Raw genomic sequence first — 18,813 nt, 5'->3', positions numbered from 1 at the left:
TGCGCCGTCCTCGGCTTTGGCCGGTACGGCGCGCAAAAGCGATGGAGCCAGTGTAGGTCGCGGCAACGGGCCGGAAAAAGGGCGTGTGCCGGAAGTCATTCTTCCGCGTCGCGTACGAATGACGGCGGCTTGCGCTCGCGCAGACATGCCCTGCGTGCCGCGTAACCTCGCGCGTCGCCGTCAGGCCTTGCCCGCTGCGAGCTTGTGTACGTGCGAGAAATGCTTGCGCAGACGCGGCACGGCAAAGTCCACGAACGCGCGTACCTTGGGTACGGACAGTCGTCCCTGCGGGGTGATGATGTGCACCGGCATGGGTGGATGTTCGTAGTTCTGCAAGAGAATCGTCAACGTACCGTCTTCCAGTTCTTTGACGATGTGGTACGTCAGCATGCGTGCCACGCCGTGTCCCGCGACCACGGAGGCGATCGCGGCACGAATCGAGTTGACGATCAGCCGTGGCGTGAACTGAACGATCTGCGGCACGGCGCTGCGACCCGTGGGCGGAAAACGCCAGGAGTCGATGCCGAAATACGTCATGGAGACGATGCGATGCTTCGACAGGTCGGCGGGTGTTTCGATGGGCGGGTGCGTGGCCAGATATTCCGGTGAGGCTGCGATGATGCGGCGCACTTCGCCGACCTGCGTCGCCACCAGCGAGGAGTCCGGCAGATGGGCAACACGTACTGCCACATCGACGCCTTCGTCGATCAGGTTGACCGGCAGATCGCTCAGTTGCAGGCGCACGACCACATCGGGGTAGCGCTCGATAAAAGCGTCGGCGATCTCTCGCATGAAGGTTTCGCCGGCGGCGAGCGGCACGGAGATCGTCAATTGACCGCGTGGGTCGGATCGCTCGCCGGCGGCGATGACATCGGCTTCTTCGAGATCGAGCAGAATGCGCCGGCAGGCGGCGGCATAGCGCTCTCCGGCGGCGCTGAGCCGGAGCGTTCGCGTGGTTCGATGAAGCAGGGCGGTGCCGGTGTGGGTTTCCAGATAGGCGATGGCGCGGCTCACGGCGGCGGCCGAGCGTCCGAGACGCCGGGCGGCGCCGGCAAGGCTGCCTTCGTCGACGATGGCGACGAAGACCTTCATGGCGTCGATTCGGTCCATGAGCGAGAACGGGATGAGACGCCACGCGGACGTCGGGGATTGTCGAAAGCCCGCGATGCGTTCGCGCACACGGCCGATGGACAAGCGTACCCTTAAACCCGTCATTAAGGCGACAATGGCGTGCGGATTTCCCGCCGGAGCCAGACACCATGCTGACGGTCCATCACCTGAACAACTCCCGCTCGCAGCGCGTGCTGTGGATGCTCGAAGAACTTGAGGTGCCGTACGAGCTGCAACGCTACGAACGCGATCCGAAGACCATGCTCGCGCCGCCCGCGTTGCGCCGCGTGCATCCGTTGGGCAAGTCGCCGGTCATCACCGACGGCGATCTGACGCTGGCGGAATCGGGCGCGATCATCGAGTATCTGGCCGACCGGTGTGGTCAGGGACGTCTCGCACCCCCACGTGATACGCCCGAACGGCTGCAATGGACCTACTGGCTGCATTACGCAGAAGGCTCGGCCATGCCGCCGTTGCTGCTCAAGCTGGTGGCACTGCGTATTGCCAGCGCGCCGATGCCGTTCTTCGTGCGTCCTATCGCGCGCAAGATCAGCGGCACCTTGCAGTCGAGCTTCGTCGATCCTCAACTGGCGTTGCATTTCGGATACATCAACGATGCATTGACCAGGACCGGCTGGTTCGTCGGCGACCAGTTCAGCGCGGCCGACATTCAGATGAGTTTCCCGCTGGAAGCCGTGGCGGCACGCGGTGATGCCCGGGGGCGTTGGCCTGCCATCGTCGATTTCCTCGAACGCATCCACGCGCGCGACGCTTATCAACGCGCCCTCGTGCGCGGCGGACCGTATGAACTGCTAAGCTAATTTCCCGCCATCGCCTTATTTCAGGCTATCTCAGACAAACCAGACAACCGAACCCCTATGAAAACATCGATTGCTTCGTGGCTCGCAGTGTCTGCCACGGTGAGCGCCGCCTTCACCGTCACCATGCCTGCGGCCTGCGCGGCCGAGGGGATGGCGCCGTTGCCCGGTTCCGCGATTTCGGCAGCGGCGACCGAAGGGCTGGGCGCGTCGGGAAGTACCGCCCCCTCCGTGTCTGCGGCGCAGTTGGCCGCGAACAAGCAGGCCGTGCTCGCGTTCTACGAGGCGGGGCTCAACCGCAAGGACTTCGCGGCGGCGCGTCAGTATCTCGGCGACAAATACATCCAGCACAATCCGAATGCGCCCGACGGCATCGAGGGGTTCGGCAAGTTTCTGGAATTTTTGCGCAAGAATCAGCCGGACTCGCACAGCGACATCGTACGGGCCTTCGCCGACGGCAATTTCGTGATCCTGCACGTGCGCAAGGTGCCGCATCCGGGCGATCTGCCCATCGCCATCGTGGACATCTTCCGTCTCGAGAAGGGCAAGATCGTCGAGCACTGGGACGTCTCGCAACAGACTCCGGCCAAGACCGTCAGCGGCAATTCGATGTTCTGATGAACCGAGGCGGTGCGCGCCGACGCTTGATGCGAGTGTCACGTCGGTGGGATACGTGCTCAGGATTCTCCGGAGAACATTCGCTTGCAGTGTTCGAGGTAAGCGGCTTCATGTTCGCTCGTGAGTTGCACCACGCTGTTCCAGAGCCAGACCGGCGTGTCGATGGTCTTCGAGCGATTGCGTTGCAGATCGGCCAGCCATGCGCGGCAGGTGGCGTCGTCCATTTGCCGTGCGTGCGCCTGACCGACGACACGCCCGAGGTAGTGCGCGACTTCGGCGGCGTCGTGTCGGGTGAGCGTCTCGATCTCGAGCTTGAGGTCCTGCGGGAGCAGTTCACGGATGACAACCGAGCGACCGAGCAGACGTGCCGCCCGCATGCGCTCTCCCAACGACGGCGACAGATGCCGGGCGCCTTTCACGACACGCTCGGCGTTGTCACGTGGCATGCGCGACCCGGCGTAGCGGGGCGCGGCCGCTTTCACGCCTTCCTTCAGATCCATCAGACAGAGGTCGTCGCCCTGCACGACGCCACCGTCCACGTCGAGCAAGACGGCGTAGCGCAGGCGGCCGAGCGAGCTGCATCCCTTGACCCAGTAGGCGGCGTCGAGCACTTCGACCGCGCCGTCATTGGGACGCCCGCGTAGCGACGTTGCAAGACTCGCGATGGCATCGACCTGAAACAACGCTTCGATCTGCTTTTGCTCGGTGCGGCTCAATGGCCAGAAGCGTCGACCCAGCGGAATCTTGGGACGAATGTCCTCGATACGCTCCAGCGCCAGATGTTTCCACGAGCGCTTGACCGCCTGCCGCATGATGAGGTCGACGGCTTCCGGACGAGCGTCGTCGGTCTTGCTGCGCTTCGTCTTGCCGTTGCCTTTGCGGGGGCGCGTCTTCGGCGGCTTCTCGCCGCCGGTCGACGCGTTGTCCGCTTCGCGATCGAACGCTGACATATAGCCGTGCGTGAGCGCTTCGAGCATGTGGATGATGGTCAGCCCGGAGAGGGCCGAGCCGCGTGCGGCGCTCGCCAGCGAAAGGGCGAGCCGGATCAGATCGTGAACGGGATTGCCGACGACGGTCTGATCGAGATCGCGAATCAGCACGTCGACGTGACCGTGAGCATCCGCCAGCGGGCCGAGATTACCGGTGTGGCAGTCGCCGCAGATCCAGATGGCAGGACCCTGCGGCAGATTGACGTCGGCCTCGTCCAGCCATTCGTAGAACCGCACGGTGCTGCCCCGGACATACGCATGAGGCGAGCGCGCCATCTTGCGCTCGCGTTCGCGCGTGAGTCGTTCCAGCCGGGCCTCCGGCGTGGCCCATCGTTGTTTCTTTGTCGAGCTGAGGTGCTTGCCGTTCGCCATACGACGCTCCCTGAGAGCACGCTGCGCCGGCCGTCTGCGAGGCCGCACGCGATGCAGTGCCCCCAGTGTCGACCAGAGCGCGCCTTACTGGCAAGCGACGAGTGCTTTCACGACATCGGCCAGCGGTGTCGTGCCGCGGCGCGGCGTGCCCTCGAACGTCATCCAGCCTTCGTTGAAGCCGTCGAGCATTTGCATGCGCGGTGTGGGATAGCGCATGCCTTGTGCGAGGAAGCGTGCTTCCCATTCGTCGCGCGCAATGACGTGTGCGACGACATCGCGACCCAGCTCACGACCCAGCGCCTGGGCGAGCAATGCCGGCGACACCGGTTCCGGGCCGCACAGTTCCACGACGCGTTTCCCTTCCCACGGCTCACGCAGCAACTGTGCCGCCGTCGTGCCGACATCGGCCGTCGCGACCATGGGAATCGCACGGTCGAGCGGCGACAGATAGCTTTCGAGCACGCCGTCGGTGCGGGCGCGGGCGACGTCCCACGCCGCGTTTTCCATGAACCATGCGGCGCGCAGGAACGTCACCGGCAGGTCGAGCGCGCCGAGATGTTGTTCGAGCAACGACAGTTGCGACAGCAGGCTGGGCTGCGTGGCTTGTGCACCGACGGTCGACAGGCAGACCACGCGCGCCGGGCGGGCGGTTTGCAGCGCCTTGACGATGCCGGCGATGTTGGCGCGCGATTCGGCGAAATCGGGCGACGGGTCGAAGTGCGGCGGCAGCAGAATGAACACGCCCTGCGCATCGGCGAAAGCTCGGGTGAGCGCGTCGGCATCGGCCACCTCGGCGATGGCGACGTCGCAGCCACGCGCTTGCCACGGGGCGCCCTTGGCAGCGCTGCGTACGACGGCTCGCACGGCGTCGCCGTGATCCAGCAGCGTTTGTGCGACCACACTGCCCACTTGTCCGGTAATTCCTGTAATGACGTACATCTCGAATCCTTGAAGAGATCGCGGTCCCTACCGCGCTGGTCGCTATTGTCGTAAGATGATCGACATTTCGCGATAACATGAATGTCATTTGATTGATGCCATTTTGGCATCTGAGATGCGTGTCTGATCTTGCATCTGATTTGGCGTCTGACGCCGGGGGGGGAATCGTGGCCGGATTCGATGAACGCATGCTCAACGGCATGAGCGTGTTCGTAGCGATCGTGGAGGCGGGAAGTTTTGCGGCGGCGGGCGAGCGTCTCGATATGTCGCAGCCGGGCGTGAGCCGTGCGGTGTCGCGATTGGAAGGGCGGTTGGGGATTCGCCTGTTCGACCGCACCACGCGCGTGGTGTCGCTCACCGACGAAGGGCGGCGCTTCTATGCACAGGTCACCCCGTTGCTGGCGGGGCTGGAAGACGCTGCGGCGACGGCGTCGGGTGGGGCGACGGCAGTGCGCGGCCGGTTGCGTGTGAACATCGATCCGTTCTTCTCGCGTCTGATTCTCGGGCCGAGTCTCGAAGCGTTTCTTGCGCAACATCCGGCCCTGCATCTCGAACTGATCACGAAGGACAGTCTCGGTGACATGATTGCCGACGGCTTCGATCTGGCGGTGCGTTTCGGCGTGCCGCCGGATTCCACGCTCGTGGCGCGCAAACTGCTCGACACACCGATCTACACCGTCGCGTCTCCGGCCTATCTGAAGCGGTGTGGTCGTCCCTCAACGCCGGAGGACCTGTCGTCGGAGGCGCACACCTGCATCGAGTTTCGCGATCCGCGCACGGGACGTCCCTTCGCCTGGGAGTTTCACCGCAAGCGCAAACGACTCGTGGTACCGACCAACGGACGCCTCGTCGTCAACGACGCCGGCACGTTGCTTAGCGCCTGTCTGGCGGGCTACGGCGTCGCTCAGGTGATGGGCTTCGGCACGCAAAGCTGGCGCGAAAGCGGTCAGTTGGTCAATCTCTTTCCCGACTGGCCCGACGAGCATTTCCCGCTCTATGCCTACCACCCGTCGCGTCACCATCCGCCTGCCAAGACGCGGGCGTTTCTGGATCTGGTGACGTCGCTGACCGCACAAGGGACGTGACCGCTGGCAATGACGTAAGTCGTGGGATAGCTATCGTGAAGTACGACCGTCCGGCGTTCGTGCGCCAGATCGATGGTTTGCTCGCCGGACCGGGACGCTGACGGTCGAGGTCTCGTCATTGCCCGTTCGAGCAGACCTGCACGATCTGTTCGCGCAGCCAGCGGTGCGCGGGGTCCACATCGCGTCGCGTGTGCCACACGGCCTGAAACGGGAAGGGGGGAATGGCGAAGGGCGCGGCGAAGCGCCGCAATTTCCGCTCGTGGCGCAGGTGCGCCACCGCGCGCTCGGCGACCGTCAGCACAAGGTCCGTGCCCGCGATCAACTCCGGGGCGATGCTCCAGTGCGGGAGTGTGACGGCCACGCGTCGCACGTGCCCTAACGCCGCGAGCGCCTGATCGATCTCGTTGTCCGCCCCCGGACGCATGGCGACCAGCACATGCGGCCGGGCGATCCATTGCGCCATCGTCAGATGGCCACGCGCAGGCAACGTCGCGCGATCCGCCAGACAGACGAACGACTCGTCGAACAATGTCAACGTCTCCAATTCGCCCGGAAAGTCGTGAAACACCCCTAACGCGAGATCGATTTCGCCATCGAGCAATTGCGTGAGCATCGCCTCGCGGCTCGCCTGCGTGGCAGCGATATCGATGCCGGGCGCGCGCTCGCGAAGCCGGCGTGTGAGTGCGGGGAGCGCCACGCGGGAACCGTAGTCGGACAACGCGACGCGAAACGTTCGCCGTGCCCGGCGCGGATCGAATGTCGGCGCATGCAGCAGCCCTTGCAATTGATCGAGCGCATCTTCGAGCGGGCGCTGCAATTCGAGCGCCCGGGCCGTGAGGACGAGCCCGCCATCGCGCCGCACTAAAAGCGGGTCGTCGAAGATCCCGCGCAGTTGCGCCAGTGCATGGCTCACCGCCGGCTGGCTGCGGTGCAGTCGCAGGGCCGCACGCGAGACATGACGCTCCGCCAGCAGCGCATGCAGCGTCAGCAGCAGATTGAGGTCGATGCGACGCAAATCATCCATTTGGCGAATAGTTTATGTGTCGATTACGAATTTCCATTATTGAAATGGATGATTCATGCTGAAGGCAAGCCTTATTTACGAATAGAGAGGTCACCTTATGAATGCATCCTTCACGCCCCAAATGTCGGTATCCGTGCTGTTGCCGTTGGTGGTCGCCATGCTCGCCGGCGCGGTCGTACCGTTTCAGGCGGGCAGCAATGCCGCGCTGGGACGCACGCTCGGGCATCCGCTGTGGGCAACGGTCGCGTCGCTGCTGGTCAGTCTCATTGTCGTGCTGCCCGTGCTGATCGGCATGCGCGCCGGTTTGCCGAATCTCGCCGCCGCCGCGCGCGGCCCCTGGTGGCTGTGGATCGGCGGCATCGCGGGCGTGGCCTACATCACGGCCGCGCTGGTGCTGACGCCGCGTCTGGGCGCCGCCAACTTTATCGTTTGCGTGGTGGCGGGGCAGGTCGTCGCATCGCTGCTCATCGACCATTTCGGCCTGATGGGACTGCCGACCAAGCCCGTCAACCTCGTACGGATTGCCGGGGTCGTGCTGATCGTCGCGGGCATGATCGTCGTGCAGTGGGGCACGCGCGCCGCACCGGTGAGGGCTGCGGCGGCGAGCGCCATCGGCTCGTGAATATCGTGACGCCGACGACATGCCGGCCGGTCATCGGCGTCATGTGGTCGGCATTGCGCTCAACGTCGGTGTAATCGGATCCCTGATATATGTAATTCGCACGTTTCCAGCACGTTTTCGGTGCATGTGGCCACCGGTGGAAAGCCTTGTGTGGCGGGCGTTTGCGGGCCGTCGGAGGAATTTGTCGAGCGGAAGCTCAAGTTTCGTCAAAAGCATTCGTTAAGTCTCGTCAGAGGTCCAGAGAGACGGGACTGAGAGAAACAGCGACTGCCGTGCTGACCGGCGGCAGATCGTGAATACGACCGCGAGACGACGCAAGACGAATCGCCAACATCGACACATCGACCAAAGCGCGCAAGGCAATGTTCAAGAACCTGAGTATCAGCAAACGGCTCGCTGCCGCCTTCACCCTCAACGTCGTGATGCTGTTGGTCGTGGCGGTCGTCGCCGTGACGAAAATGGCGACGATGGACAAGAACACGCAACTCATCGTCTCCGATCTGAACAACAAGATTCTCGAATTCCACAACCTGAAGGACCGGGCGGCACACGTGGCGGTGCTGATGCGCGACATCGCCATGTCGGAAGACGCCTCGCAGCTCGACGCCCGTCTGGGCAAGATCGACGAGCTGCATCGCGCTAACCTCAAGAGCCTCGACGCCATGGCGACGATGTTCTATACCGAGAAGGGCAAGGCGCTTTACGCGACGTTGACGACCGCCGGTGCCGAGTACGGCAAGCAGATCGACCGCTTCAGAACGCTGGTGCACAACGGCGATTTCGCCGCCGTAAAAAGTGAACTGATGGGGCCGATTCAAAAGGCGCAACTGGCGTTCTTCTCACCACTGGATGACCTGATGGGCGTGGGCAAGGCCGTGAGCGCGAAGGAAGCGGCCGATGCGAACGACGCCTACCTGTCCGCACGGTTGTGGTTGCTGGTGACGCTGCTGGCATCCGTGGCGGCATCGGTCGCGTGCGGGATCGCGATTGCGCGCTCGGTAACGCGTCCGGTGCAGGCGGCGGTCGAAGGCGCCAGCGCCCTGGCAAGCGGGGACCTGACGCATCGGGTGCCGGTGGATTCGACCGACGAAATCGGTCAGATGGCGAAGGCGCTCGATACCGCAATCGCACAGTTGGGCCATCTCGTGCGCAACATTCAGGGCGCGTCCGGCGCGATCGATACCGCCGCACGCGAAATCGCCCAAGGCAACACGGACCTCTCGCAACGTACGGAAGAGCAGGCGGCGTCGCTCGAAGAAACGGCAGCGTCCATGGAAGAGCTGACGTCGACGGTGCGCCAGAACGTCGAGCATGCGCTGGAAGCGAAGCGTCTGTCGCAGGAAGCGTCGGGCGTGGCCGATGCCGGTGCGCAAAGCGTTCGCGCCGTGGTCGAGACGATGCAGGCGATGGCCAGCGCCTCGGCACGCATGAGCGAGATGATCTCGGCCATCGAGGGCATTGCGTTCCAGACCAACATTCTGGCGCTCAATGCCGCCGTGGAGGCGGCGCGCGCGGGCGAGCAGGGGCGTGGCTTCGCGGTCGTCGCGGGTGAAGTGCGTACGCTGGCACAACGCTCGGCAGGCACGGCCAAGGACATTCGCGAACTGATCGCGACGTCCGTCCAGCAAGTGCAGGACGGTTCGTCGCGCGTGGAAGTTGCCGGTCGCACGATGGACCAGATCGTCGTGTCGGTGCGCCGTGTGAGCGAACTCATCACGGAAATTGCCGCCGCGAGCGACGAACAGGCGCGCGGCATCGAGCAGGTCAATCAGGCCGTCGCGCAGATGGATCAGGTCACGCAGCAGAACGCCGCGCTCGTGGAGGAGGCGGCAGCCGCCGCCGAGCACATGCGCCAGCAGGCGGGTGACCTGGTGGCCGAAGCGTCGAAGTTCCGGGTCAATCGCGAAGGCGCGGCGTATGGCAGTGTCGTCTCCACTTCGTCTATGCCTGCGATGTCAGGCGAAGTTCGCTTGCGCGCCGTCGCCTGACGTCAGAGGCACACTAGCCCGATCAGGCGGCGTTGGCCGCCTTCGCGCCAAACGCGGCGTCGATGGCGGCGACCGCGTCCACCAACTGCTGCGCCAGCGCCGGCGACGCGCTCGTCATCGGCGCGCGCAGCACGTCTTCCAGCAAGCCTTCGCGCGCGAGCCATGCCTTCACCGGGCCGGGATTCGCTTCCGAGAACAACAGCTTCACCACGGGCATGAGCGCGTGGAAAAGCACGCGGGCCACATCGAGTTGCTGCGACTGAACGGCGCGATACAGCGCCGCGTAATGCGCGGGACGGCAGTGCGACGACGCAATGATCGCCCCATGTCCGCCCATCGTCAGCGTCGACAGCAACTGATGGTCCTCGCCCGCCAGCACCGACAGGCGGCCGTCGGCGATCAGCGCCTGTGTTGTGTGCGCATTGCCGCCACAGTCCTTGATACCCCGAATGTTGTCGTGACCCGCGAGCGTCAGCAGCGTGTCGAGGGTCAACGTCGTGCCTGTGCGATAAGGGATGTCGTACAGCACGAGGGGCGCGTTCGAACGATCGGCCAGCGTGCCGAACCAGTCGACGAGACCCGCTTGCGACGGGCGGATGTAGTACGGGGCCGGGGCTAGCACCCCGGCCAGCGGGAGCGTATTGAAGGCGTCCAGACGGGCCAGCGTGTGCCCGAGGTGGTTGCCCGCCAGCCCGGCGATCACTGGCAGACCATCGGCGTGCGCGAGTACGGTCTCGAGCACTGCAAGTTGTTCGGCGTCGTCTAGTGCCGCAGCCTCGCCCGTCGTACCGCAGATCACGAAGCCCGCAATTCCCGAGTGGCGGTAATGCGTGACGAGGCGCCGCAGCGCGGCATGGTCGACGGGCGTATTCGCGCCTTCACGGGTAAACGGGGTGATCAGCGGCAGCCAGATGCCGCGAAAGCGGGTAGCGGTAGCGGTGGCCGGTGTTGTCTGCGGTTGCGCGTCTTGCATGGTGTCTCCCTGGACGATACGAATGCGATGAACGAGTGGTGACCTGTACGGAAACCGTTCAGCAGGGCGACGCAGAGATGGACACGCGTGGGAGACTTCGGGGCAGGCTGGCCGGGTGTTGCAGCGGCGCGAGGCGCGGGGCGGGACTGCCGGGTCCACGTGGCTATTCCGTCGCTCAACTGACGGAACAGCACGCTCCGGTCAGTTGAGCGACTGTTTTTTGCTTTTGACGAACGCACCCGCCTGTCCCGTGAGGACAGCACGCAAAACTTGCGAGCGGAGGTAGCTGAAATTCGTCATGCGGTGACTCTATACGCGATGCGCGGGTTACGTCAAGCGAGTTGACGGAAAGTCGACAGCATCGTGCGGGTCCCATCGTCAGGGCGAACTTGCCAGAAATGGAAAAAAATCCTCGTTGGCCGTCCGTACGACCTGGGTACGTGCACGGCGCTGCTGGCGCCGGAGGGTGGCATACGACTTGCACGCTGCTGTCTGGCGTCGATGCAGGCTGAACGGAGGCCATTGCTTCCGGGCCGGCGGCGCCGTTGAACAGGAGATCATCATGCAACGACGAAATCCCATGTCCGCCACCCGCGATAACGAGCGGCAACTGCAAGGCGGCGGACAGCGTGGCCAATACCGTCGCGACTACGACGACGAAGCGATGCAGCGCGACTTCTCCGCCTACGAGCAGGAGGACGACTACGGCATGCAACCGTCGCGCGGGCGCGGCGAATGGCGGGCCGACTGGAGCGAATCGGGCCGTTCGCGCGGTGATGAGTTCCGTGACGAGCGCTACGGCAGCGGACGTGACACACGTGATTCGGGCGACCCACGCTATGACGTCGGACGTCAGAGCGAAGGACAAGGCTATTCGCGCGACGCTTACGGCCCGTCGCAGGGCGGTATGCAGAACCGCGACATGTACGGGGCGCGTGGCGGATCGGGCAATGCGGGCGGCGCGTACGGTCGTGCCTACGGCCGCAATTACGGGCGCGACTCCGGGCGCGACTCCGGGCGCCATTCCGGACAAGATTATGGCCGCGACTACGAAGACGGTTTCCTCGGCGACTACAGCGGCGACTACAGCGGTGATTTCGGCTCGCTCTACGGCCGGGACTACGGCCGGGACTACGGCCGTGATTACGACCGCGACTACGGTAGCCGGGTGTCGCAGGGCGGCGCACAGCAGCAACGCTACGGGACGGGCGAGCCGGGTCAGGGGCGGTGGCAGGGGCGTCAGGACGCGGGGCAGCGCGGCTATGGCGGCTATGGCGGCTATGGCGGCTATGGGCCTTACGGCGGCAACTCGGGCGGCCCTTCGATGGATATGCGCCACCGGCAGGGGCCGAAGGGCTATAGCCGTACCGACGAACGCATTCGCGAAGATGTCTGCGAGCGCCTGTGCATGGCCCATCAACTGGAAGTGCAGGAGGTCAGCGTGCAGGTCAAGGACGGTCACGTCGAACTGCAAGGTCATGTGCCGCAGCGGTGGATGAAGCACGTCATCGAAGACGTCGCAGAGCAATGCTTCGGCGTGCAGGACGTGGAGAACCGGATTCGCACGCAATCGTCCGGTAGTCAGGGGGATCACCCGCACGGGGGCACGGGCTCGGGCACGTCGGCGTCGCACGGCTCGCCGGGGCAGTCCGGCACCGTGGGCACGGCGGGCTCCAGCACGGCTTCCAGCGCGGCAGGCTCTACGGGATCGTCGTCGGGGACTTCCGGCACGTCTAACGAATCAGGCAAGCATCACTGAGCGTGACCGGCTGTCGCGGTCGCTAAGCAAGACGCACAGAGGGCGGCGACCGCGTCAGGCGCGTTGGCGATGTCGTGACTGTCGGCGACGTCGCTGAGGCGCGTGGTAGTCGCGCATAGTGTTGCGGGAGGGGCAAGCGTCGAGTCAGCGCTGCGCCGAAGACGAGAGACGGTTATAGAGCGTCTTGAGACTCACGCCAAGCGCGCGCGCCGTACGGGGTTTGTCGTTTTCGTGATGCGCCAGTGACGCGGCGATGAAGCGATGTCGCGCGTCTGCCAGCGTGATGCCGCGAGGCAATGCCAATGTGCCATCGTGTATCTCCGGATCGGACTGTGGGGCGGTATCGATGACGATATGCAGCACGCTGTCTGCGAGGATGAACGCGCGCTCGATGACATGATGCAGTTCGCGAACATTGCCGGGCCACAGATGGCTGTTCAACTGGCGCAGGGACGCTGCCGACAATCGTTTGGGTTTCGTCAGCCGCCGCGTGCGGGCATTGAGCACATCGAGATGTGCGTTCGCAAGCGCGGCGATGTCGCCTTCCCGATGACGCAGCGCCGGCACGTGAAGGGTGAAAGCGGCGAGCCGGTAAATCAGATCGTTTCTGAGTGTGCCGCTTCGCAGCGCCTGCGAGACGTCGTGACGTGTCGCGGCAATCACGCGCACATCGACCGCAACGGACTGAGTGCCGCCGACGCGGCATATCGTGCCCGACTCCAGCGCACGTAATAACTTGACTTGCATCGACGGCGTCATGTCGCCGATCTCGTCGAGAAACAAGGTGCCGCCGTGTGCCGACTCGAAATAGCCGCGACGCCGGTCGACCGCGCCCGTGAAGCTGCCGCGCTCGTGACCGAACCATTGCGATTCCGCCAGATCTTCAGGCATGGCGCCGCATGGCACGGCGACGAATGGGCCGTCGCACCGCGGGCTGGCGGCATGCAGCGCCCGCGCGGCAAGTTCTTTGCCGCTTCCACTCTCACCGAGGATCAGAACACTCAACGCTGTCGGGGCGACACACTCGATTTGCGCACGCAGCGCACGAATGGCGGGTGAGCGGCCTGACAGGGATGCGGATTCGGGGAGAGGTGTCATGCCGGTGTGACGTGAAGTGCACCGCGAATATCCCGGAGATTCGCAAATTCGACATTGAAATTCTGTAACCCGTCACAGCAATGCATAGGAAGTTTCGATGACGTCATGCCGAACGGCATCGCAAAAAACGTAGTCGAACAGGCAATCACCGATGTCCGGAGGATTCATGTCATGCGAATCATCCGCCCCGTTCGTCACATCCGGGGCACGCGCCGTTGCCAACCGGTCGCCCATTCTGCTGGTCGGTATCGATAGGGTGACGCGCGACGCGTTGTCTGACCTGTGTCTCAGTCTGTGTCCACCGACGCTTCCCCCTCCCTCCTGGGCCGGCACGTTGGCGGAGGCCGATGCGCATCTCTCGCACCTTTCGCATCTATCGCTTGCGCCACCGTCACTCGTCATGACCGATGTCGATATGCCGGACGGCAGTGGTGGTTTCGACGTGCTGGAGGGATGGGCTGGCCGGCGCGATTTCGACATCGTGATGTGTACGGCACGGCCCGGCTGGGAGAGCGCCGTGCAGGCGCTGCGTCGTGGTGCCCGCGACTATCTTGTGCTGCCGGGCGACCGTGAGCGTGCGGGCCAATGGATTGCCCGCGCGACAGAGCAGGCGGTGGCGAGTGAGGGAGCCTCTGCGCGCGACATCGCTCGTGCCGGCGAGGCCGCGCACGCGTTCTCCCGAATGCTGGGCCAGTCCGACGCCATGCAGCGGGTATTCGAATCGCTCTCGCGCGTCGCACCGACGCACGCTGCGGTATTGCTCACTGGCGAATCGGGTACCGGCAAGGAACTGGCGGCGCGCGCGGTGCACGATCTCAGCGAGCGTCGGGATGCGCCATTCCTCGCCGTTAACTGTGGCGCTATCGCCCCGAATCTCGTGGAGAGCGAAGTGTTCGGTCACGAGCGCGGCAGCTTCACAGGGGCCGAGCGACGTCATCACGGATTCTTCGAGCGCGCGCACGGCGGCACGCTGTTTCTCGACGAGATTGCGGAAATGCCGCTGCAATCGCAGGTCAATCTGTTGCGCGTGCTCGAGACGGGCACGCTGACGCGTTTGGGCGGCACGCAGGAGATTGCCGTCGATGTGCGCATCGTCGCCGCGACGAACGTTTCTCCCGGTGCGGCCATGCGCGCCGGAAAGCTTCGCTCCGATCTGTTCCATCGTCTCAATGTCTTCCCCGTCACGTTGCCGCCATTGCGCGAACGCGGGGACGACGTGACGTTGCTCGCACAAGCCATGCTCGACGCTGCCAATGCGCTTGACGGTCGCGCGATGCGTTTCGCGCCTCATGTATTGACCTCGCTGCGCCGTCACGACTGGCCGGGCAACGTGAGGGAGCTACGCAATTTCGTGCAGCGCGTTCGCATACTGAGCCGGACGGTCACCATTGATTCGCTGCCGCCCCCGATTTCCGAGACGCTTGCGCAATTTCCGGTACGCGACGATCGCACGTCTATCGCGCTTGACGCGTCCCTTGCCGATCTCGACCGTCAGGTCATTCTCGGCGCACTTGCACAGAGCGGCGGCGTGAAGGCGCGTGCGGCAGAACAGCTCGGCATCAGCCTGAAGACGCTGTACGCGCAGCTCGCACGAATGTCGGAAACGTCGGGCTAGACATCCATCCAACGAAATGCACATTCCGGGAGGGCAATATGCATTCATCCAATCTCACATTGCGCGGCGCCTGTCTGTTGGGTGCGGCGCTGGCCGCATTGATGGCGGGGCCGTACGTGCCATCGGCGATCGGGCAGGAACTCCCAAGGGGCGAGCCGGGACAGGGCGGCGGCACGGATCAGGCTGCCATCGGCGCGGGTGAGGACGTCACACACGCGGCGTCGAAAGCCGTGCGTGCCGCGCAACCGACGGCAGGCCTGGACGTCGAGTTCGTCGACAAGGCCCAGAAGGCAGGCAAGACGGAGGTGCAGGCGAGCCAGTTGGCGGTTCAGCGTTCGCATCACCCGTCCATCAAACGTTTCGCGCAGCAGATGGTGAACGATCACAGCAAGGCGAACGAAGCGCTTCGCCAACTGGCGGCGAAGAAGGGCGTGAGCGTGCCGAACGACGCGGCTGTCGATCCGGATATCGAAGCGCTCAAGGGCAAGAAGGGACGCGAGTTCGATGTCGCCTATCTGGCGCTTGCCGGCCCAGACGCGCATGAGAAGGCCGTCACGTTGTTCCAGACCGAGGCCGAAAAAGGACAGGATCCGGATCTGCGGGCCTTTGCACAGAAAACGTTGCCGACGCTTCGTCACCATCTAAGCGAGGCGCGGGAAGTGTCCGCCAAGGTCGAAATGGGGAAGTAAGTGCCTGACCTACGACCGGAGCCGATGTCCGGCAGCCCGGCGGGCGAGGCCACCGGGTCGCCGCACGGATTGTTGCAGGCGGGGCGCAATTGCTGGCGCATCGCGCCTGCGGCACGCATGCGCATGCTGGTAGACGGCGACGCGTATTTCAGCGCGCTGCGTGAGGCGTTGCTTGCGGCGCGTCACACGGTATTCATCCTCGGCTGGGACATCGACAGTCGGATGCAGCTCACGCCCAACGGTCCCGATGACGGCTTCCCGCCGGGACTGCGCGACTTCCTCGATGCGCTGGTCAGGCGTCGCAAGTCGCTGCGCATCTACTGCCTCAGTTGGGACTTCGCGATGCTCTACGCGCTCGAGCGCGAGTGGCTGCCATCGGTGAAGCTCGACTGGAAAACGCACCGACGTCTGAGTTTCCGGCTCGACGGGCGTCACCCGACGGGCGCGTCACACCATCAGAAAGTGGTCGTAATCGACCAGCGCGTGGCCTTCGTCGGTGGTCTCGATCTCACGCGCAATCGCTGGGACACGTCGGCCCATGCCCCGGATGCGCCCGCGCGACGCGATCCGGCCGGACACGCCTATCCACCGTTTCACGACGTGCAGGCGCTCGTCGACGGCCCGGCAGCGCGTGCGCTCGCCGAACTGGCCGAAGACCGCTGGCATCGTGCAACGGGGATGCACGTCGATCTCACACCGCGCAGCGCGCGAGACGCACCGTACGCGCCGCTCGACCCATGGCCGGTTTCGGTCGCCCCCGACCTGACAGACGTCGACATCGCGATTTCGCGCACTGCGCCGGCATTCGAAGGGCGGCCCGCCGTGCAGGAGATCGAGGCGCTGTACCGCGATGCGATTGCGAGCGCCCGCCGACGTCTCTATCTGGAGAATCAATATTTCACCGCCAATGCCATCGGCGATGCGCTGATCGATCGTCTCGCTGCCCCTGACTGTCCGGACATTGCGGTGGTGTCGCGCCGCGCCGAAAGCGGCTGGTTACAGAAACAGAGCATGGGCGTGTTACGCGCGCGGCTGTACCGACGGCTGCGGGCGGCAGACCCTCGCGCACGGTTTCGCCTGTATTGCCCGGAAGTGCCTGGCATCGCGCCTGCCTGTGTCAACGTCCACAGCAAAGTCATGGTCGTCGACGATGAATTGCTCGTGATCGGCTCGGCCAACCTCAATAACCGCTCGATGGCGCTCGACACCGAATGCAATCTTGCCGTTGCCGCCAACGGGGATGCCCGCATCGCCGCCGGTATCGCCCGCGCGCGCAATCGTTTGCTTGCCGAACATCTCGACGTCACCGAAGCTGCGATGGCGTCGGCGCTGTCGCGAGACGCGGGATTGCATGGGGCCATCGATGCCCTGCATCGAGACGACGAAAGAACGTTGAGCGCCTTTGTCCCCGAGCTGCGGGACGCGGACGATGCGGCGTCGCCTGGCGCGGTCGTGCTCGACCCAATGGAACCCATCGATTTCGAGAATGTGATGGGGACGTTTATCGAAACGGAAGCGCGGCCCTTGCTTGCAGGGCGCATCGTCGCACTCGTGCTCCTGCTGCTGGCGCTCGCGGGCATCGCGCTGGCCTGGCGTTACACGCCGTTGCGAGAATGGGCCGATCTGCCGCGCGTGCTTCGGCTCGTCGAGCGCATTCGACTGGCGCCGCTGGCCCCGATGGCAATCATGGCGGTGTACCTCGTCGGCACGCTGGTCATGGTGCCCGTAACTGTCCTCATTGTCGTGACGGTCGTCGTTTTCGGTCCCTTTGCCGGCGCGGCCTTCGCGCTCGCCGGAACGTCGCTCGGGGCGGCAGCGGGCTACGGCGTGGGTCGCATGCTGGGGCGCGACGCCGTGCAGCGTTTCGGCGGGCAGCGGCTCAATGCGCTGAGCCGGCAAATCGGCAATCACGGTTTATTGGCGATGGTCGTGCTGCGCCTCATGCCGATTGCACCGTTCACCCTTGTGAATCTCGTTGTGGGCGCATCGCGGATCCGGTTGCGCGACTGTCTGTTGGGCACGTTGATCGGCATGCTGCCGGGCATCGTCATCGCGGCCGCGTTGGTGGATCGTGTGGCGGCGCTCGCGCAGCGTCCCAGCGGATGGACGGCAGCGTTGCTCGCAGCCGTGCTCGTGTTGCCGGGCATGGGCGTGGTGGCGTTGCGGCGTCGCATTTCCGGGATGAACGGCCAAGACGGAGCACGTGACGCGCCGGACGTATCGGACGTATCGGACGTATCGGACGTATCGGACGTATCGGACGAGACCGGACCGATCGCCTCGCCTGATCAGGGAGATACGTCGGTACAGGGTGGGCGCGTGCTGAGCCGCGAACTCAGTGTGGCCAGCTACAACGTGCATGGCTGTGTCGGTACGGACGGACAGCATTCGCCGGATCGCATCGCCCGCGTGCTCGACGAAATCGATGCCGACATCGTCGCGTTGCAGGAGATCGAGGCGAGCGCGACGGATGCCGGCACCTTGGCCAAACTGGCCAGCGCACGAGATATGCATTTCATCCCTGGGCCGACACTCAGACGCGGTGAACGGGATTACGGCAATGCCATCATGACGCGCTTCGCGCCCGTGGCCGTGCGGCACATCGACCTGAGTGTGGCGGGACGCGAGCCGCGTGGCGCCATCGACGCGACGCTCGCCTGGCAGGACACCCACGGCCGCGAGATGCAACTGCGCGTGATTGCGACGCACCTGGGGCTTCGTCCCGGCGAACGGCGCGAGCAGGTGCAACGTCTGCTGGCGTGTCTGGCGAATCAGCCGGGTGCGCCGACCGTGCTGATGGGCGACGTGAACGAGTGGTTTCTGTGGGGGCGTCCGTTACGTTGGCTGCACCGATTCTTCGAACGCGCACCGCACGTGGCGACCTTCCCGTCGCGCTGGCCATTGCTGGCACTCGACCGGATCTGGACATCGCCCAGAGCCCATCTTGGAACGGTGCATGCTCATGCGACGGCGCTCGCACGCCGCGCCTCCGATCATCTGCCGCTCGTCTCGGTGTTGCGCACGACCGTGCCTTCGCACCGCAAGGCGCAGACCGGCAACGCATCGACCCGCGAGCCGGACCGGGCCATGACCCTCCTGAACGAGCGTTAGCGC

Annotated in this window: 14 protein-coding genes and 1 pseudogene; 9 read left to right on the top strand and 6 right to left on the bottom strand. The window is 64.7% G+C overall.

All coding sequences use genetic code 11. The features are described 5' to 3' along the window. Positions 1–180 precede the first annotated feature (180 nt). Positions 181–1,110, bottom strand: a complete 930-nt coding sequence (locus PCA20602_RS05500; RefSeq protein ID WP_150720329.1) for a LysR family transcriptional regulator — start codon at positions 1,108–1,110, stop codon at positions 181–183. 149 nt (positions 1,111–1,259) lie between these two features. On the opposite strand from PCA20602_RS05500, the gene PCA20602_RS05495 reads away from it, so the two are divergent. Next, positions 1,260–1,931, top strand: a complete 672-nt coding sequence (locus tag PCA20602_RS05495) for a glutathione S-transferase (RefSeq protein ID WP_150720328.1) — start codon at positions 1,260–1,262, stop codon at positions 1,929–1,931. Positions 1,932–2,081: 150 nt separating this feature from the next. Beyond that, entirely contained in the window at positions 2,082–2,546 is a 465-nt protein-coding gene (locus PCA20602_RS05490; protein ID WP_150720566.1) for a nuclear transport factor 2 family protein, read from the top strand. Positions 2,547–2,605: 59 nt separating this feature from the next. On the opposite strand, the pseudogene PCA20602_RS05485 reads toward PCA20602_RS05490, so the two are convergent. Together PCA20602_RS05485 and PCA20602_RS05480 are read right to left on the bottom strand one after the other, a co-directional pair. Beyond that, positions 2,606–3,976: pseudogene (locus tag PCA20602_RS05485) on the bottom strand (DUF2252 family protein); the annotation flags it as partial. A gap of 15 nt (positions 3,977–3,991) precedes the next feature. Beyond that, positions 3,992–4,846, bottom strand: coding sequence for an NAD(P)H-binding protein (locus PCA20602_RS05480; protein WP_150720326.1), 855 nt, complete (start codon positions 4,844–4,846; stop codon positions 3,992–3,994). Between the two features lie 167 nt (positions 4,847–5,013). Here PCA20602_RS05480 and PCA20602_RS05475 point away from each other — a divergent pair, with 167 nt between their 5' ends. Further along, positions 5,014–5,931, top strand: coding sequence for a LysR family transcriptional regulator (locus PCA20602_RS05475; RefSeq protein ID WP_246182041.1), 918 nt, complete (start codon positions 5,014–5,016; stop codon positions 5,929–5,931). A 115-nt stretch (positions 5,932–6,046) separates the two neighbouring features. Here the strand turns inward: PCA20602_RS05475 and PCA20602_RS05470 are convergent, their stop codons facing one another. Beyond that, positions 6,047–6,955 (bottom strand): LysR family transcriptional regulator, encoded by a 909-nt coding sequence (locus PCA20602_RS05470; protein ID WP_150720324.1) that lies wholly within the window; start codon positions 6,953–6,955, stop codon positions 6,047–6,049. A gap of 97 nt (positions 6,956–7,052) precedes the next feature. Between PCA20602_RS05470 and PCA20602_RS05465 the strand changes: the two genes are divergently transcribed. Next, the gene (locus tag PCA20602_RS05465; RefSeq protein ID WP_150720323.1) at positions 7,053–7,577 is read left to right on the top strand and encodes a DMT family transporter; all 525 of its coding nucleotides are present in this window, start codon (positions 7,053–7,055) and stop codon (positions 7,575–7,577) included. A 362-nt stretch (positions 7,578–7,939) separates the two neighbouring features. Then, positions 7,940–9,565, top strand: coding sequence for a methyl-accepting chemotaxis protein (locus PCA20602_RS26170; protein WP_150720322.1), 1,626 nt, complete (start codon positions 7,940–7,942; stop codon positions 9,563–9,565). Positions 9,566–9,587: 22 nt separating this feature from the next. On the opposite strand, the gene dapA is transcribed toward PCA20602_RS26170, so the two are convergent. Further along, positions 9,588–10,538 (bottom strand): 4-hydroxy-tetrahydrodipicolinate synthase, encoded by a 951-nt coding sequence (gene dapA / locus PCA20602_RS05455; RefSeq protein WP_150720321.1) that lies wholly within the window; start codon positions 10,536–10,538, stop codon positions 9,588–9,590. A 562-nt stretch (positions 10,539–11,100) separates the two neighbouring features. On the opposite strand from dapA, the gene PCA20602_RS05450 reads away from it, so the two are divergent. Continuing rightward, complete coding sequence (locus tag PCA20602_RS05450; protein ID WP_150720320.1) at positions 11,101–12,297, top strand: BON domain-containing protein; 1,197 nt, start codon at positions 11,101–11,103, stop codon at positions 12,295–12,297. Between the two features lie 144 nt (positions 12,298–12,441). Here PCA20602_RS05450 and PCA20602_RS05445 read toward each other — a convergent pair whose 3' ends face one another. Next, complete coding sequence (locus PCA20602_RS05445; protein ID WP_150720319.1) at positions 12,442–13,395, bottom strand: sigma-54 interaction domain-containing protein; 954 nt, start codon at positions 13,393–13,395, stop codon at positions 12,442–12,444. A gap of 166 nt (positions 13,396–13,561) precedes the next feature. On the opposite strand from PCA20602_RS05445, the gene PCA20602_RS05440 reads away from it, so the two are divergent. From PCA20602_RS05440 to PCA20602_RS25925, 3 genes are read left to right on the top strand one after another with little or no spacing between them, the layout of a single operon-like run. Continuing rightward, positions 13,562–15,010 (top strand): sigma-54 dependent transcriptional regulator, encoded by a 1,449-nt coding sequence (locus PCA20602_RS05440; protein WP_150720318.1) that lies wholly within the window; start codon positions 13,562–13,564, stop codon positions 15,008–15,010. A 38-nt stretch (positions 15,011–15,048) separates the two neighbouring features. After that, complete coding sequence (locus PCA20602_RS05435) at positions 15,049–15,699, top strand: DUF4142 domain-containing protein (RefSeq protein WP_246182040.1); 651 nt, start codon at positions 15,049–15,051, stop codon at positions 15,697–15,699. Further along, complete coding sequence (locus tag PCA20602_RS25925) at positions 15,700–18,810, top strand: VTT domain-containing protein (RefSeq protein ID WP_150720317.1); 3,111 nt, start codon at positions 15,700–15,702, stop codon at positions 18,808–18,810. Positions 18,811–18,813 lie beyond the last annotated feature (3 nt).

Source organism: Pandoraea capi (assembly GCF_902459735.1).
GTDB classification, from domain to species: Bacteria; Pseudomonadota; Gammaproteobacteria; order Burkholderiales; family Burkholderiaceae; genus Pandoraea; species Pandoraea capi.
Note: the sequence above shows the minus strand (reverse complement) of the source record. Positions and strands in the feature narration are given on the sequence as shown.